This is a genomic window from Macrococcoides bohemicum, assembly GCF_016865215.1.
Lineage (GTDB): Bacteria > Bacillota > Bacilli > Staphylococcales > Staphylococcaceae > Macrococcoides > Macrococcoides bohemicum.
The window spans coordinates 541242-556874 of the sequence record NZ_CP054482.1; the positions used below are offsets into that span (position 1 = coordinate 541242).

The following is a 15633-nucleotide window of genomic DNA, read 5'->3' on the forward strand; positions in this document are numbered from 1 at the left end:
ATTACTCACTTTTTTATGACTTTTTCAACACGTCATACGCCCCGGCTGTTACTGCCAGGTCATAATATGCGGCGCCGACTGATTTGAAGATGGTGATGCCTTCTGATGCTGTCTTATCTGTTACATCTTTTAATAACGTTGCCTGATTGAAATCAAAGTGTCCGTCTTTTTCAGCCTGTATAAATTCTCCTGCTTCATGCATTGCACCGTGTAGATCATCTAAGACGATTGTGTCAGCGTGCTTGATTGAAGCTGTATCGATTTCTCGCATTTCAGGTAAGTAAGATCCGACACCATTAATATGGGTATGAGCCTGAAGGTCTTTATGGTCAAAGACACTTTTCTCTGAGCGTGTTGCACAGTTAATAATATCGGCATTTTTAACAGCTTCTGAAACACTATCAAACACTTGAATGTCACTCGTAACACCAAAGTCTTCGAGTCGTTGTTTAAAGTCTTTAGCTTTCTCATAAGTTCTGTTATAAAGATTGATCGTCTTTATATTTCTTACTTCAATAACACCTAATACTTGTTCGAAAGCCATTCCGCCAGTTCCAATAACGCATAGCACTTCAGCATCTTGCTTAGCTAACTTATCCGTAGCAATGGCACTCATCGCACCTGTTCTGAGGCGTGTTAAGTAGCTACTTTCAAGATTAGCGATATGCGTTCCGTCTGTTAAATCACTAAGCAGTGTAACACCTTGCGATACCGGCTTGGATGTATTTTCCGGAAATATCGAAATCGTCTTGAGAATAGAGTAGTTACTTTTTGTATTGATACAAGGCATATACAGCATTGTATTGTGTGTACCTGGTACTTCAAGTACAGTTCGTTCTTTCATGATTATTTTATCATCATTTAAATCATTGAGGATTGATTTCACATCCTCGATGGCATGACGCATCTTGTAGACTTCTTCAATTGCTTCATCACTATAGAATTGCATAACTTCCTCCTAATTGATTGAGGTGTGCACTAAATCTTCAGCTTTCTTATTCTTAATTGATAATACTGAAATAATAGATATGACTGCAATGATCATGATGTAGATGGCAACTGGCACATATGAGCCATTAAATTTACCCATCAAGTATTCCGCAATCATCGGTGCAGTTCCACCGGCTAGTGCAGCACCAATTTGATAACCTAACGTAACGCCAGTATAACGTACTTCTTTACTAAAGACTTCTGAGAACATTGTACCAAGTACCGCTGTAATCGGTGACCAGATAATACTTAATCCGATGACGGTCGCGATAAACACAGCTAAAGTTGATTTTTGTTCTAATAACCAGAAGTATGGAAATATATATAGAAACATCGCGAATGCGCCGATTAAATAAAGTTTCTTACGTCCAACTCTGTCACTCAGTTTCCCGTATAATGGGATAAGCATTGTCGTTAATACTGCTGATGCCATAACAATCAGCATAATATTTTCAAACTTTAAACCAAGTTTATCAGTAGCATATCCTACAATAAATGTTCCGAAGATATAGAAAGGTGCTGTTTCAACAAATTTCGCACCGCTTGTAATCAATACTTCTTTCCAGTGATATTTCAAAGTATGGAATAAAGGTACTTTTGGTGCTTTCCCGCTTTCCTGAACTTCTTTAAAGTCAGGTGTTTCATCTAAACCTTTACGAATCCATAAACCGAAGAATACTAATACACCACTTAAGATAAACGGAATACGCCATCCAAATGAATTGAACTGTTCTTCAGTAGTTACTGCTGTCATTACGTAGAATGCAAGTGAGCCTAATACCATCCCGATTGTTACACCCATTTGCGGCACACTACCGAAGTAACCACGCTTTTCAGCAGGCGCATATTCTGTTGCCAGTAATAATGCGCCTCCCCATTCTCCGCCGATACCTAAACCTTGAATTAAACGACAAAGTAAAAGAAGGATCGGTGCAGCGATGCCGATTGTTTCATAGTTTGGAATGAAACCGATAGCCACTGTTGCTAACCCCATTAATAAAAGTGTCATGACCAGTGTCTTCTTACGTCCCATCTTATCCCCGATATGAGCGAAGAAGATACCACCGAACGGTCGAATAAAGAATGATAACGCTAAACCGAAATATGCAATTAAATTTGAAACCGTTGGATCATCTGTTACGAAAAACTGCTTACTAAATATAAGACTCGCGACAGAGGCGTATAAGAAGAAATCAAACCATTCGATAGAAGATCCGATTAAACTTGCCCCTAAAACTTTCTTTTCTAATTTTTTCTCCATACATTTCTCCCCTTTGTTCAGTATGAAATTAAACAGTACTTAAATCATCTTATTATTAAAAGAATATTCTGTCAATTAAATTTTTAAGAATTATTTGGAAATTTACACATATTACTTTGAAATATTAATACAAAAAATATTTGTTTATAATATTATATTGAATTTATATTTCAATAGATGATATAATGAAAGCGATTACAGGAGGAGGTGTAAGTAATGCTTGGTTTCTCTGTATATTTAAGTCAAATTAATGAAGCATATGTGCATCAAATGATAAATAGAGGGTTCAATACAATTTTTACATCATTACAAATACCAGAAGAAGTTCATTTGGACAAGTTTGCTAAGCTCAGGGAACTTAAACAATTAGTTGGCCAAGATGTAACGATAATTGTAGATATCAATCCTGGTTTATTTGATTATTTAGAGGCGGAAATAGGCTTTGATATATGGTCTGGATTGGATGCAATTCGTTTTGATGAATCAGTTGATATTACACGCATCATGAACTGGGGAAGTCATTCTAAAGTGGTATTGAATGCAAGTACGGATGGATTAAATATTTTAAGTACTTTGTCAGAACGCAATTTTGATTGTACGAATGTTGTAGTAATGCATAATTACTATCCTCGACCTGAAACTGGTTTAGATTCAGTTTATTTTTCTGAACAGAACGCTGCACTAAAAAATAGGTTTCCTGAAGTTCAAATCATGGCATTTATTTGTGGAACTGAATTACGAGGTCCAGTTTATAATGGATTACCTACGCTTGAAGATCATAGAGCCTTACATCCTTTAATAGCTTATAAATCATTACTGGAAGCGCAAGTTGATTTGGTTGTTGTGGGGGACTTGTGTATTTCTGAAATGATAGTAAATCAATTTGGTGACTGGCTCAGTAAGGATTGCGTGTTACTAAGAGCTGAGCTGATTGATAAATATCATTATTTATATGATGTTGTACAAAATAATCGTCGAGATATAGCACGTGATGTTATACGTTCTGAATGCCATCGTAAAAATTATCATGATGAGGTTATTCCTTACAATTGTATTTCACGCCCGACTGGCGCTATTACAGTCGATAACCAGTTGTACGGTAGATACATGAATGAACTTCAAATTACTAAAAAAGATTTACCGGAAAATAAAGCTGTGAATGTTATTGGTTCAATTATTGAAGAAGATTTACCATTGATTGAATTAATCGGTAGTGGTACTAAATTTAAATTTGTAAAGGAGTGAGTAATGTGGATTTGAAACACTTAGCAACTGAACAAAGAAATGTTAATACAATGGCGTTAGATCGTTTATCACCCATTGAATTTGTTACAGTGATGAACCAGGAAGACCAAAAAGTAGCGATAGCCATCGAAAAAGAAAAAGAAAAAATTGCTGATTTAATTACTGCATGTATTCCGTTATTTAAAAATGGTGGTCGACTTATTTATATGGGAGCAGGTACAAGTGGCAGATTAGGTGTATTAGATGCTGCAGAATGTGTGCCTACTTTCGGCACTACACCGGAGCGGGTAATCGGTTTAATTGCAGGTGGAGAAAAGGCGATGATTAAGGCTGTTGAAGGTGCAGAAGATGACGAACAGCTAGGGAAAGATGATTTAATACACTTAAATATTACAGGTAAAGATATTGTTATCGGTATTGCAGCAAGTGGAAGAACACCTTATGTTATCGGTGGATTAAAGTATGCAAACGAAGTGGGTGCGCTCACAGGTGCAATATCCTGTAATCCTGGTTCTGACATCGGAAAAATTGCGCGACATGGTATAGATGTTGCGGTTGGACCTGAAATATTAACAGGTTCTACACGTCTAAAATCAGGTACGGCACAGAAGTTAATATTAAATATGATTTCAACTGGTATTATGGTTGGAATCGGAAAAGTGTACCAGAATCTAATGATTGATGTACAACCAACGAATGAGAAACTTGTAGAAAGAAGTATCGGTATTATTTCCGAAGTGACGGCTTTAGATAAAAATCAGTCAAAAGAATTGTTTGAAGAAAGTGGGCATCAGGTGAAGATTGCTATTGTAATGGGGTTACATAATTTTGATAAAGAAAGTGCAATTGAATATTTAAAAAACAATGACGGCTTTATTCGAGCGCAGTAGAAAGGGAGGATATTAATGACAAAGGAACGTAGAATTGCTGAAGAGATACTTGAAAAAGTTGGAGGGAAAGACAACCTAGAGAAAGTGATTCATTGTATGACGCGTGTTCGTATGAGCATTGTGGATTATAACAAAGTTGATATTGATGGATTGAAAGCCATTGATGGTGTTATGGGGATTGTTGAAGATGATATGCTTCAAGTTGTTGTAGGACCAGGTACTGTTAACAAAGTTGCAAATGAAATGAGTAGCATTATTGGTGTTCCTTTAGGTGAAGAAATTAAACATAGCAATTTAAGTAATAAAGAACGTGTTGAACGCGAAGCAGATTTGTTTAAAAGTAATCTTAATCGAAAGAATGACAGTAAATTAAAGCGTATTTTAAGAAGTATTGCCAATATCTTTGTCCCTTTAATACCTGCATTCGTAGGAGCAGGTTTAATTGGTGGTATCGCAGCTGTACTCTCTAACTTAATTGTGGGTGGAAAACTAGATGCAGATACTTGGCAAATGTATGTTGACGTATTAAATGTTATTAAGAACGGCTTATTTGCTTATTTAACCGTATATGTTGGTATTAATGCAGCGAAAGAATTTGGAGCAACACCAGGCTTAGGTGGCGTTATTGGTGGTACCACACTCTTAATGGGTATGAATCCAGAAGCACCAATTCATAATGTCTTTACAGGTCAACCACTTGCTGCAGGTCAAGGTGGGATTATCGGTGTAATCTTTGCAGTCTGGATCTTATCAATGATTGAGAAAAAGTTGCATAAAATTGTACCCAATGCAGTTGATATTATTGTCACACCATTTATTACATTACTTATTATGGGACTTGCGACAATCTTCATCATTATGCCACTAGCTGGATTTGTTTCAAACGGACTAGTAGGTGCTATTAACTGGGTATTAAATATTGGTGGTGCATTCAGTGGATTTATACTCGGTGCAACTTTCTTACCATTAGTAATGTTTGGTTTACACCAAGTATTAACACCGATTCATATTGAAATGATCAATCAGTCAGGTGCAACATATTTATTACCTATTCTTGCAATGGCAGGTGCTGGCCAAGTTGGTGCAGCAATTGCTTTATGGGTTAAATGCAGAAAGAATGCTAAGATTACTAACTTAATTAAAGGAGCTTTACCTGTAGGGATTCTTGGTATTGGAGAACCTTTGATCTATGGGGTAACTTTACCTCTCGGTAGACCATTTATTACTGCTTGTATTGGAGGAGGTATCGGTGGTGCTGTCGTTGGAGGTATCGGTAAAGTAGGATCAGTTGCCATTGGACCAAGTGGGGTAAGCTTAATTCCACTCATTTCTGATAATATGTACTTAGGATATATTGCAGGCTTACTTTCAGCTTATGCAGGAGGATTTCTTGCAACTTATTTCTTTGGTACTACTAAAGAAATGACTGCACCACAATCAATAGACGAGGTATAATATGAACCCCTTAATGTATATTAAAGAACATATGGAACAATTAACGAAACAGGAACAACGTGTAGCAAATTATGTAGTTAATAACCCAGTTGAAGCAGTCCAATTGAATGCGAAACAGATTGGGGATAAAACAAATACGAGTTCTGCAACAGTGATTCGCTTTGTAAAGAAGATGCACTACAAAGGATTTAATGAGTTTAAAGTAAATATTTCAAGACATATTCCTGATGAAGATATCAGTGTATTTAAGAAAATTGAAAAAGATGAGACAATTGAAACCTTGAAGAATAAATTGATATCAAGAGCACAGTATTCGATGGAGATGACATCAAAATTACTTGTTGAAGCAGAAATTGAAAGTTTAGTATCAGCGATTGAAGAATCCAAATGTATCATAGTATATGGCATAGGTGCTTCTTATTTAGTCGCTCAGGATTTCTATCAGAAATTTTTGAGACTAGGTATTAATGTGCAATGTATATTAGATACTCATTTAATTTCAGGTAACATTGCTACACACAAAGATAATACGTTATTCATCGGTATTTCAAGTGGCGGTCAAAGTGATGAAATACAGAAGTTGCTTAAGATGAGTAAACATTATAATGCTAAGACTGCGATAATAACAAGTAATGTTGAAAGTGCGTTAAAAGACTATAGTGATATTATGGTTTTACATGATGCAAGTACAGAAAAAAGTTTAAGATATGCCGCAACGAGCTCATTAATGTCTCAGTTATTTACAATTGATGTGATCTTCTATACTTATTTAGTGCGCCATTATGAGACAAACATGAAGATGATCAATGATACAAAAGAAGCAGTGATTAAATATAAATCTTGAAGATATTTATAGCCTGGATTTCCAGGCTTTTTTAATTTAACACTAAATGATTTTTCGGAAGACAGTTGATTATTACTGGAGTTTAAATTACTAAAATGTTAAAATTAACAAAGAGTAATTTTACTCATTTCAAAACTCAGCCAAATGATATCAAATGAATCAGGGGTGATTATGATGAAGAAGTTTGGAAACTCAGTAGGAATTCTATTTCTGTCAACGTTGTTAGGTGTAGGTGCAATTTTCTCACATGCTGAAGCGGCAACAACGAATGAAAAGTACGTAAAGCCACATTATACTTACAATGGTTATGTGTACAATAATAGTAAGTTTGTACTTAATCAATACTTCGTAAAAGCATTGAAGTACGATAATGTGAAAATGAATGGTTATAAAATCAATCCAAAAGCAAAAGTTGGTTTAGGTGGCACAACGTTCAAGAAGTATGATGTAGTGTTCTTAGAGGATCGTAAGCATAGAGTAGGACATATGAGATTTGATATTAAACCAGGTACAGTAAAAAAATCAACATTTTTAAAAGCCCATAAAGCAAATAAGATTGTAAGGAAGTATGCAAATCAAGACAAGAGTGGTTATGTAAAATATAAAACGAACAAGGCAAATTATTTAGCATCATTTAATAGTAAAGGATATATAACATCTATGGAAATCGGTGTTATACCTCAATAAGATAGTACTTAGCTCAGATAATTCTGAGCTATTTTTTTCTATCTTTAAAAAAAATTACATTTTTCACTCGCATATTATAAAATTAAGTTAATAGGAACTGATGAGATCAATTGTAAAAAAATCACATGTATTCATTTATCCAGACTGTTTACTGATTAAAAACAACTTATTTCATGAACAAAGAATATATATAAGAAAAGAAGATATTCAGTATATCCGTAACACATATTTTATGACTTATTTTATCGGGAACAATAATCAGGTGATACATGAAATCTCTTCTAAGAATAATCGTTTATTTGTGAACACATTACGTGATCTGAACTATCCAGTCACGAAGCGAGATCCATACCGTAGAAAATATGTGAAATGGCATCGCGATCATCCAGCTTTAACCGATTATGAGAACGGACAGATGATTAGAATCATTAATGATTTCAAAATGGAACGTGAAGTAGAAGGAAAAGAGAAGATAAAATTCCTTCGAGAAAAAGGTGTTCATGTGAAGAAAAGATGGCATGGGTATTATTTTTATAAATGAAAACTGCGTTACTTACGAAAAGTGTAAGTAACGCAGTTCTATTTTTTATTCATTTTTCTTATGCCCAATCACTTTACTACCTTTATTCTCAGCAATTTCTTTTGCACGGGCAACTGCTTCTTTTTTCGTATCGAACGTTTGAGATGCACGTTTAGAACCTTTTGTTTTCACTTTCCATGATTCATCTTCGTAATACACTTCGACGTCATTATTCATTAAATCAACATTCACTGAATCGTCTTTCTTATGCTGTGTAATCTTTTTATTCTTTAATTCATCCAGTTCATCTTTTGTCGCATCTTTATACCAGTCTTGAGCTTGTTTCGTGGCGATAGGGATCAAATCTTCCTCTTTGTAACCTTGTTTCAACATTGCGTTACCGATATCAATGGCTTTCTTACGCTCGAGTTCATCAAAGTTCTTCCAGCTGTTAGGATAATCTTTCATTGTCCACATATCGAAACCTCCCAAAAATTATATTCATTTTATATATAACCTGTAACAAATTTCTTAAGCATTTTATATTAAAAAACTTATTTTACTAACAAATATAGATATATATTATTTATGATGATCCTCATGACAGAATGTAGTTCTATTATTTTTAGGATGAGGTTTAATATCTGAAAAATTTAAAAAAGGAATGATAATGTGAATACAGTAAATATTTATTACTCAGGAAATAAAAACACTCCTATCAAATTCATTTTAATATGAATTCAACAAGAGTGCTTTTTTATTTTGTATCACTAAATGGGGTCAGTTCCAAAATTCACAAGAGCTTTTTAAAAAGTTATGCAATCGTTTGCAAAAACATATTGCACTGACAATAATAATGTGATAATCTTTAGATGTATTAAATGAAAACGTTTTCCTAAAAACTAAACAAAAGGAGATTGACAATGAAGAAAAAGGCGTATTTATCGTGGGTAGCATTAATCGTATTAACACTTGTATTAGCGGCTTGTGGTAACTCAGGCTCAGGCGGGGGTACTGCAAAAGATGGAGACAAAACAACAGTAAATGTATTCCAGTTCAAAGTAGAATTCAAACAACAGTTTGAAGATATGGCCAAAAAATACATGGCTAAACATCCTGATGTTCAAATCAATATCGACACTGTTGGTGGTGGTAACGACTACGGTCAAGCTTTAAAAGCAAAAATCGCTTCAAAAAATGAACCAGATATTTTCAATATCGGTGGTCCTGAAGATTTAGAAGTTCACAAAAATCGTTTAGCTGATTTATCAGATATGAAAGCTACTAAAGCAGTAATTAACGAAGATTTATTAGCACCTGTTCAAAAAGATGGCAAATCTTACGGTATCCCAATGAATCAGGAAGGCTATGGTTTAATCTACAATAAAGAAATCTTCGAAAAAGCTGGTGTTAAAGCTGAAGATATTAAAACTTTAGATGATCTAGAAAAAGTTGCGGAAAAAATCGATGCTAAAAAATCAGAGCTAAAACTTTCTGGCGTATTCGCTTTACCTGCAAAAGAGAAATGGGTGTTAAGTGACCATGCTTCAAGCATGTTCTTAGCAACTGACTTTGATAATGATATTAAAAAAGCTTCTGAAGCAAAAACGTTAACATTCTCTAAAGCTGATCAATTAAAACAATACTTAGATATTCAAAACAAATATTCAAAACAACCTGTTGCATCTTTAGATTACTCTCAACAAGTTGAAGAATTATTCTCAACTGGTAAAGTTGCAATGATTCAACAAGGTAACTGGGCTTATCCTACAGTTGAAGGTGTAAACCCAGAACTTGCGAAAAATATTGGTTTAATCGCAGTTCCAACTGGTGATAAAGAAGTTACAATGCCAGTAGGGGTTGCAAACAACTGGGCAGTTAACAAAAAATCAGATGAAAAAGTTCAAAAAGCAGCAAAAGATTTCTTAGACTGGTTATATACTTCTGAAGAAGGTAAGAAAATCGTTGTAGAAGATTTCAAATTTATTCCTGCTTATAAAGACTATGATACTGATAAGATTGCTGATCCATTATCAAAAGAAATCTACAAATATTCACAAGAAGGTAAAACTTCTGCCTGGGTATTTAAAGGTTATCCAACTGGATACACTGATGACGCTTTAGGTGCTTATTTACAAGATTATTTAACTGGTAAATTAACATTTGATGAAGCAATTAAAAAATCACAAGATGCTTGGGCAAAAGCACGTAAATAAAAACTTAAGGGAGAACGCTTCGGTGGTTCTCCCTTTTTTAAACAAAGGAGTGAGCATATGAAGACGAAAAGTTTAGCTTTCTGGTTATTTTTATTACCGGTTTTAGTAGCTTTATTTATGGTAATTATTATTCCGTTTATTTATGGTATTTACTATTCATTTACCAATTGGAATGGAGACATTAGTCAAACACCTGGATTTGTTGGGTTTCAGAACTATGTAGATTTATTGAAGGACGATACATTTATCAATGCATTGATGTTTACATTTAAATATTCGATTGCAGCGATTTTCGTTATTAACTTTATCGGTTTAAGTTTAGCGTTAATTGTAACAAGTAAGATTAAATCAAAGAATTTACTAAGAACAGTATTTTTCATGCCCAACTTAATCGGTGGATTAATTCTAGGATTTATCTGGCAGTTTATCTTTACGAAAGTATTTGCAATGATCGGTGAAGCAATCGGTTCTACTGCGTTGCAAGGTTGGTTAAGTGATACGAATACAGGTTTCTGGGGGATGGTCATCCTTTCAACATGGCAAATGGCAGGGTACATTATGATTATCTACATCGCATATTTAGAAAATGTACCAGATGATTTACTGGAAGCGGCAGAAATTGATGGTGCGAATGCTTGGCAACGTTTCAAAAACATTACCTTCCCAATGGTAGCACCTGCATTTACAGTGTGTATGTTCTTAACGTTATCAGGTGCATTTAAAATTTATGATCAGAACTTATCTTTAACAAATGGTGGTCCAGGTAACTCAACGAAAATGTTGGCGATGGATATTGTAGATACAGCATTTAAGATGAATCACATGGGTGAAGCACAAGCGAAAGCGGTTGTATTCTTCCTTATCGTAACAGTGATTAGTTTAACGCAAGTATACTATAACAAGAAACGTGAGGTGGAAATGTAATGGCTAAAGTCAGAAGATGGGGACTCGAAATATTAGCAATTATTTTAGGATTAATTTGGTTATCACCATTTTACCTGATGATAGTAAATGCTTTTAAGACAAAGTTAGAAATTTTTGATAATACTTTAAAGCTTCCGGCAAACGTTACTTTCCAGAATTTTAAAGATGCTTTTGAACAGTTATCGTTTTTACGTACATTCTTTAATTCAGTGCTTGTTTCAGTGATAGCAGTGACATTAATTATCATTTTCTCAAGTATGGCAGCATATGCTTTAAATCGTAATAAAAGTAAGGTTTCAGGCATCATATTCTTCTTATTTGTTGCAGCGATGCTGATACCTTTCCAATCAGTAATGATTCCACTTGTTAAGATATTCGGTGATTTACAAAGTTTAAATATCAGTGGATTAATATTTATGTACTTAGGTTTCGGTGCAAGTTTATCTATTTTCTTATATCACGGGGCATTACAAAGTATCCCGAAATCACTAGATGAAGCAGCTATGATTGATGGTGCAAGTAAATGGCAGATTTTCTGGTATATCATCTTCCCGATGTTAAAACCAATTTCAGTTACAGTAGGTATTTTAAATATTATTTGGATCTGGAATGACTACCTATTACCAAGTTTAGTATTAGGTGCTGGTCAGGAAACGATTCCACTTAAATTATTCTTCTTCTTTGGACAGTATACGAAACAGTGGCACTTAGCTTTAGCAGGATTAACATTATCTATTATACCGGTTGTTATTGGTTACTTCTTTGCACAAAAACACATTATTAAAGGTGTATCGGATGGGGCTGTGAAATAGTTGGTAACAATCAAGGATGTAGCTAAAAGAGCGAGTGTATCACCTTCAACTGTATCGCGTGTGATTAGTAACCATAGCGGTATCAGTAGTGAAACGAAGAAGAAAGTACAGAAAGTGATGGACGAAATAGGTTATACACCCAATTTATCTGCACGTTATCTTGTAACGAAACAAACGAAAACAATATTACTCGTGTTAAAGACTGCTTCGATTGAAATGAGACAGAACCCCTTTTTCACTGACGTATTAATCAGTGTTTCAAAGGTCTGTAAAGAGAATGGATATTCAACGATTACGACAACAAGTATCGATGAACAAGCACTATTTAAAGAAGTTAAGAATTATATAGATAGTCGTATGATTGACGGTGTTATTTTACTATACTCAAAACAAGACAAGGTAACAGATTATCTGAAGGCGAAATCTTTTCCGTTTGTGGTGATCGGTAAAGCACTTGATGACAATTATCCAGTTATGTATATCGATAATAATAACGTAAAGGCAAGCGAACAGTTAACTGAATATATGGTAGATCTTGGTCACAAAAACCTATTATTTATTCGTGAACAAGGTGATTATGAAGTAAGTAAAGATAGAGAATTGGGATTCATCAATGTTTGCAGAAAACACGGTATTGATTATGAAGTATTAGAAGGCACGCTTGAATTAAAAGAAGCTCAATCCATATTTAAAGAAATTAATATTGAAAGATTTAGTGGTTTGATTACATCAGACAGTATGATGAACTTGTTAGTATTAAATATACTTTATCAGAAGAAGATTAATGTGCCTGAAACAATACAGACCGCAACATTTAATGACTCATTTCTAAGTGAAACTGCATGTCCATCACAAACTGTCGTCAATATTTATCCAGAATCACTAGGCAAAATAGCAGCAACGAATTTAATTGAACTATTATCAGATAAAGCATTTCCAATATATAACGTGATAATTCCTACAACAATAATTGAAAGAAACTCAACACAAATGATTGGAGCGAGAATATGAATATTACAGTATGGAATGAATATAGACACGAAAAAGAATCAGAAAAAGTGAGACTTCATTATCCAGAAGGCATTCATAAAGTTATTGCAGACTTTCTGGAAGGTGATGTAACGACAACAACACTTGATATGCCTGAACATGGTTTAACAGAAGAAGTCTTAAATCGAACAGATGTATTAATTTGGTGGGGACATAAAGCACATGATGAAGTCAGTGATGAAATTGTTGAGAAAGTGCATCAAAGAATATTAGAAGGTATGGGGTTTATCGCCTTGCATAGTGCGCATTTCTCAAAAGTATTTAAGAAACTCATGGGTACAGGCTGTGATTTAAAGTGGAGAGAAGCAGGAGAAAAAGAAAGAATCTGGGTAATCAACCCTGCACATCCTATCGCCGAAGGTCTGCCAGAATACTTTGAACTTGAAGAAGAAGAGATGTACGGTGAACATTTTGATATTCCAGCACCAGATGAATTATTATTCTTAAGTTGGTTTGAAGGTGGAGAAGTATTTAGAAGTGGTGCTACTTTTACACGTGGCAACGGCAAGATATTCTACTTCCGACCTGGTCATGAAACGTATCCGACATACCATAACGAATATGTTCAAAAAGTCATTAAAAATGCAGTGAATTGGGTGAAACCAACGCAATCAACATATCCAACGTATGGTAATCATCAACCGATAGAATCGATACAGAAAGGTGAATAATATGGCACAATTAAATGTAGGTATTATTGGAGTAGGTAGCATTGCTACACATAGACATATCCCTGAATATCAGCTTTTGGAAGATGTAAATATTGTTGCATATTGTGATATTGTACAGGAGCGTGCTTCTGAATATGCAGAACAATTTGGTGGCAAAAGTTACGATAACTATAAAGCATTACTACAAGATGATTCTATTGATGCAGTTAGTATTTGTACACCAAACTATTTACATGCTGAGATTGCGATAGAAGCTTTAACAGCAGGAAAGCATGTCCTGTGTGAAAAACCGATGGCAACAACGATTGAAGATGCAAAACGTATGATTGAAGCAGCAACCAACTCAGGAAAACAATTAATGATTGCTCAAAATCAACGATTTACAGAAGCACATGAACTAGCTCGTGAAAAACTTTCACAGGGTAAGCTAGGTAAAATTTATTCATTCAAAACAACCTTTGGCCATGCTGGTCCAGAGTCATGGAGTGTGGACGGTGCTAATAGCTGGTTCTTTGACAAAAGACGCGCTTTTATTGGTGCTATGGGGGATTTAGGTGTTCATAAAATTGACTTAATGCATTACTTATTGAATGAAACGTTCACAGAAGTTGGTGCGATGATCGAAACAAGTGAAAAAGAAGGTACTGTTGATGATAATGCAGTCTTTATTCTGAAAACTAAAAGTGGTGCTATTGGAACAATGAGTGCTGCATGGGTATACAAGGGTCAGGAAGATAACAGTACAATTATTTATGGTGAAAAAGGCATATTAAAGCTTAACACAGATTCTGAATTTAACTATATCTTTATTGATGAAGAAGGCAATAAAGAAGCATATAAATTAGGCAAGATACAAGCAAATGACGCACAAACGTCAACAGGTACGATAGAGCGATTTATAGAAGCGATTCAAGGTGGTCAACCTGTACCAGTAAACGGGCAGGATGGATTAGCATCATTAAATGTAATCGTAAAAGCTTTGCAATCAGCACAAGAGAAAAAAGTGGTGAAGATTTAAATGGAACAATTAAAGATTGGTATCGTTGGAGCAGGAGGAATCGCAACAGGTAGACACATCCCTACATTCCAGCAGTTCCAGGAAGTTAGTGTAAGTCATATTTATGATATCGATGCTGAGAAAGCAAAGATTGTGGCAACTGAGTTTGGTATAGAATATGTTTGTGATACGTATGAAGAAATGCTTAAAGCAGTAGACGCAGTAATCATTACTACTCCGAACAAATTTCATGCACCATATACAATCCAGGCACTCAATCGAGATGTCCATGTGATGTGTGAAAAACCGATGGCATTATCAAGTGAAGAGTGTGATGCGATGATTGAAGCAGAGGAACGCAGTGAAGGCGTATTACATATCGCATATCATTATCGTTTCATGAAAGAAGCAATAGCAGCCAAACAAATCATTGATCAAGGCGTTATCGGCGAAGCTCTTGTAATTAACGTAAAAGCAATGCGCCGTCGTAAAGTACCTGGTTGGGGTGTGTTTACGAATAAAGAGCTACAAGGTGGCGGTTCATTAATTGATTATGGTTGTCATCTACTAGATTTAGCGATGTGGTTAGCAGGAGATGTTAAACCTATTGAAGTAAATGGAATGACATATAATCGTTTAAGTAAAGACAACCATGACATCGTTAATGAATGGGGAAATTTTGATGCATCCACTTTTGAAGTAGATGACCATGTTACAGCATATGTTAAGTTTGATAATCAGGCTTCAATGTTATTTGAAACAAGTTGGGCGGCAAATATTGAACACGATGAAGAATTCATTAGTATAGCAGGTACTAAAGGTGGCATTAATGTATTTGATATGAAATACAATACAGCTTCAGAAGGTTTGATGACGACAACCACGATAGATTACGTGCAGGAGAAAAATACTGTCGAGTATTTACAGGCTAGCAATTTTATTAGAACAATCTTGCATGATTCAGTATTAAAAGTGAAGTCTGTTGAAGCACGTAACGTATCTAAAATTATTGAAGCAATTTACTTAAGCAGTGCACAAAACAAAGCGATAAAAATTCAAAATAGTTAGGAG

The 15633-nt window shown here is 34.8% G+C and carries 16 protein-coding genes; 13 read left to right on the forward strand and 3 right to left on the reverse strand.

Going from position 1 to position 15633, the window contains the following annotated elements:
* Positions 1 to 13: 13 nt before the first annotated feature.
* Complete coding sequence (locus HT586_RS02830) at positions 14 to 949, reverse strand: ornithine cyclodeaminase family protein (RefSeq protein WP_203546205.1); 936 nt, start codon at positions 947 to 949, stop codon at positions 14 to 16.
* A 9-nt stretch (positions 950 to 958) separates the two neighbouring features.
* Positions 959 to 2251 carry an MFS transporter gene (locus tag HT586_RS02835; RefSeq protein WP_203546206.1) on the reverse strand — a complete coding sequence of 431 codons (1293 nt, stop codon included), beginning with the start codon at positions 2249 to 2251 and terminating at the stop codon, positions 959 to 961.
* Positions 2252 to 2467: 216 nt separating this feature from the next.
* Here HT586_RS02835 and HT586_RS02840 point away from each other — a divergent pair, with 216 nt between their 5' ends.
* From HT586_RS02840 to HT586_RS02865, 6 genes are all read left to right on the forward strand, one after another.
* Positions 2468 to 3496, forward strand: coding sequence for a MupG family TIM beta-alpha barrel fold protein (locus HT586_RS02840; RefSeq protein WP_203546207.1), 1029 nt, complete (start codon positions 2468 to 2470; stop codon positions 3494 to 3496).
* A 5-nt stretch (positions 3497 to 3501) separates the two neighbouring features.
* The gene (murQ, locus tag HT586_RS02845; RefSeq protein ID WP_269152465.1) at positions 3502 to 4386 is read left to right on the forward strand and encodes an N-acetylmuramic acid 6-phosphate etherase; all 885 of its coding nucleotides are present in this window, start codon (positions 3502 to 3504) and stop codon (positions 4384 to 4386) included.
* Positions 4387 to 4401: 15 nt separating this feature from the next.
* A complete protein-coding gene (locus HT586_RS02850) occupies positions 4402 to 5841 on the forward strand; it encodes a PTS transporter subunit EIIC (protein ID WP_203546209.1) in 1440 nt (479 codons plus the stop codon).
* Between the two features lies 1 nt (position 5842).
* Entirely contained in the window at positions 5843 to 6685 is an 843-nt protein-coding gene (locus tag HT586_RS02855) for a MurR/RpiR family transcriptional regulator (RefSeq protein WP_203546210.1), read from the forward strand.
* 174 nt (positions 6686 to 6859) lie between these two features.
* Positions 6860 to 7372 (forward strand): immunodominant staphylococcal antigen IsaB family protein, encoded by a 513-nt coding sequence (gene isaB, locus HT586_RS02860; protein WP_096077272.1) that lies wholly within the window; start codon positions 6860 to 6862, stop codon positions 7370 to 7372.
* A 100-nt stretch (positions 7373 to 7472) separates the two neighbouring features.
* Positions 7473 to 7913 carry a hypothetical protein gene (locus HT586_RS02865; protein WP_203546211.1) on the forward strand — a complete coding sequence of 147 codons (441 nt, stop codon included), beginning with the start codon at positions 7473 to 7475 and terminating at the stop codon, positions 7911 to 7913.
* Positions 7914 to 7958: 45 nt separating this feature from the next.
* Here the strand turns inward: HT586_RS02865 and HT586_RS02870 are convergent, their stop codons facing one another.
* On the reverse strand, positions 7959 to 8369 hold the full coding sequence (locus HT586_RS02870) for a DUF2188 domain-containing protein (protein WP_203546212.1): 411 nt from the start codon (positions 8367 to 8369) through the stop codon (positions 7959 to 7961).
* Between the two features lie 446 nt (positions 8370 to 8815).
* On the opposite strand from HT586_RS02870, the gene HT586_RS02875 reads away from it, so the two are divergent.
* The 7 genes from HT586_RS02875 to HT586_RS02905 are packed head-to-tail and all read left to right on the forward strand — an operon-like array spanning position 8816 to position 15630.
* Positions 8816 to 10108: an ABC transporter substrate-binding protein gene (locus HT586_RS02875; RefSeq protein WP_096077271.1), complete on the forward strand. Its 1293-nt coding sequence runs from the start codon at positions 8816 to 8818 to the stop codon at positions 10106 to 10108.
* A gap of 57 nt (positions 10109 to 10165) precedes the next feature.
* Entirely contained in the window at positions 10166 to 11032 is an 867-nt protein-coding gene (locus HT586_RS02880) for a carbohydrate ABC transporter permease (protein WP_188018322.1), read from the forward strand.
* Entirely contained in the window at positions 11032 to 11844 is an 813-nt protein-coding gene (locus HT586_RS02885; RefSeq protein ID WP_203546213.1) for a carbohydrate ABC transporter permease, read from the forward strand. Before HT586_RS02880 ends, HT586_RS02885 begins: the two co-directional genes overlap by 1 nt.
* The gene (locus HT586_RS02890; RefSeq protein WP_203546214.1) at positions 11845 to 12855 is read left to right on the forward strand and encodes a LacI family DNA-binding transcriptional regulator; all 1011 of its coding nucleotides are present in this window, start codon (positions 11845 to 11847) and stop codon (positions 12853 to 12855) included.
* Positions 12852 to 13565 carry a ThuA domain-containing protein gene (locus HT586_RS02895; RefSeq protein WP_133353848.1) on the forward strand — a complete coding sequence of 238 codons (714 nt, stop codon included), beginning with the start codon at positions 12852 to 12854 and terminating at the stop codon, positions 13563 to 13565. Before HT586_RS02890 ends, HT586_RS02895 begins: the two co-directional genes overlap by 4 nt.
* Before the next feature lies 1 nt (position 13566).
* Positions 13567 to 14583, forward strand: a complete 1017-nt coding sequence (locus HT586_RS02900; RefSeq protein WP_203546215.1) for a Gfo/Idh/MocA family protein — start codon at positions 13567 to 13569, stop codon at positions 14581 to 14583.
* On the forward strand, positions 14584 to 15630 hold the full coding sequence (locus HT586_RS02905; RefSeq protein ID WP_203546216.1) for a Gfo/Idh/MocA family protein: 1047 nt from the start codon (positions 14584 to 14586) through the stop codon (positions 15628 to 15630). It begins immediately after the preceding gene.
* The last annotated feature ends 3 nt before the right edge of the window (positions 15631 to 15633 follow it).

Excerpts from the sequence above, each read along its gene's own strand:
- HT586_RS02830 (WP_203546205.1), bottom strand. The coding sequence starts at position 949 with ATGCAATTCTATAGTGATGAAGCAATTGAAGAAGTCTACAAGATGCGT.
- HT586_RS02835 (WP_203546206.1), bottom strand. The coding sequence starts at position 2,251 with ATGGAGAAAAAATTAGAAAAGAAAGTTTTAGGGGCAAGTTTAATCGGA.
- HT586_RS02840 (WP_203546207.1), top strand. The coding sequence starts at position 2,468 with ATGCTTGGTTTCTCTGTATATTTAAGTCAAATTAATGAAGCATATGTG.
- HT586_RS02850 (WP_203546209.1), top strand. The coding sequence starts at position 4,402 with ATGACAAAGGAACGTAGAATTGCTGAAGAGATACTTGAAAAAGTTGGA.
- HT586_RS02855 (WP_203546210.1), top strand. The coding sequence starts at position 5,843 with ATGAACCCCTTAATGTATATTAAAGAACATATGGAACAATTAACGAAA.
- isaB (WP_096077272.1), top strand. The coding sequence starts at position 6,860 with ATGAAGAAGTTTGGAAACTCAGTAGGAATTCTATTTCTGTCAACGTTG.
- HT586_RS02865 (WP_203546211.1), top strand. The coding sequence starts at position 7,473 with ATGAGATCAATTGTAAAAAAATCACATGTATTCATTTATCCAGACTGT.
- HT586_RS02870 (WP_203546212.1), bottom strand. The coding sequence starts at position 8,369 with ATGTGGACAATGAAAGATTATCCTAACAGCTGGAAGAACTTTGATGAA.
- HT586_RS02875 (WP_096077271.1), top strand. The coding sequence starts at position 8,816 with ATGAAGAAAAAGGCGTATTTATCGTGGGTAGCATTAATCGTATTAACA.
- HT586_RS02880 (WP_188018322.1), top strand. The coding sequence starts at position 10,166 with ATGAAGACGAAAAGTTTAGCTTTCTGGTTATTTTTATTACCGGTTTTA.
- HT586_RS02885 (WP_203546213.1), top strand. The coding sequence starts at position 11,032 with ATGGCTAAAGTCAGAAGATGGGGACTCGAAATATTAGCAATTATTTTA.
- HT586_RS02895 (WP_133353848.1), top strand. The coding sequence starts at position 12,852 with ATGAATATTACAGTATGGAATGAATATAGACACGAAAAAGAATCAGAA.
- HT586_RS02900 (WP_203546215.1), top strand. The coding sequence starts at position 13,567 with ATGGCACAATTAAATGTAGGTATTATTGGAGTAGGTAGCATTGCTACA.
- HT586_RS02905 (WP_203546216.1), top strand. The coding sequence starts at position 14,584 with ATGGAACAATTAAAGATTGGTATCGTTGGAGCAGGAGGAATCGCAACA.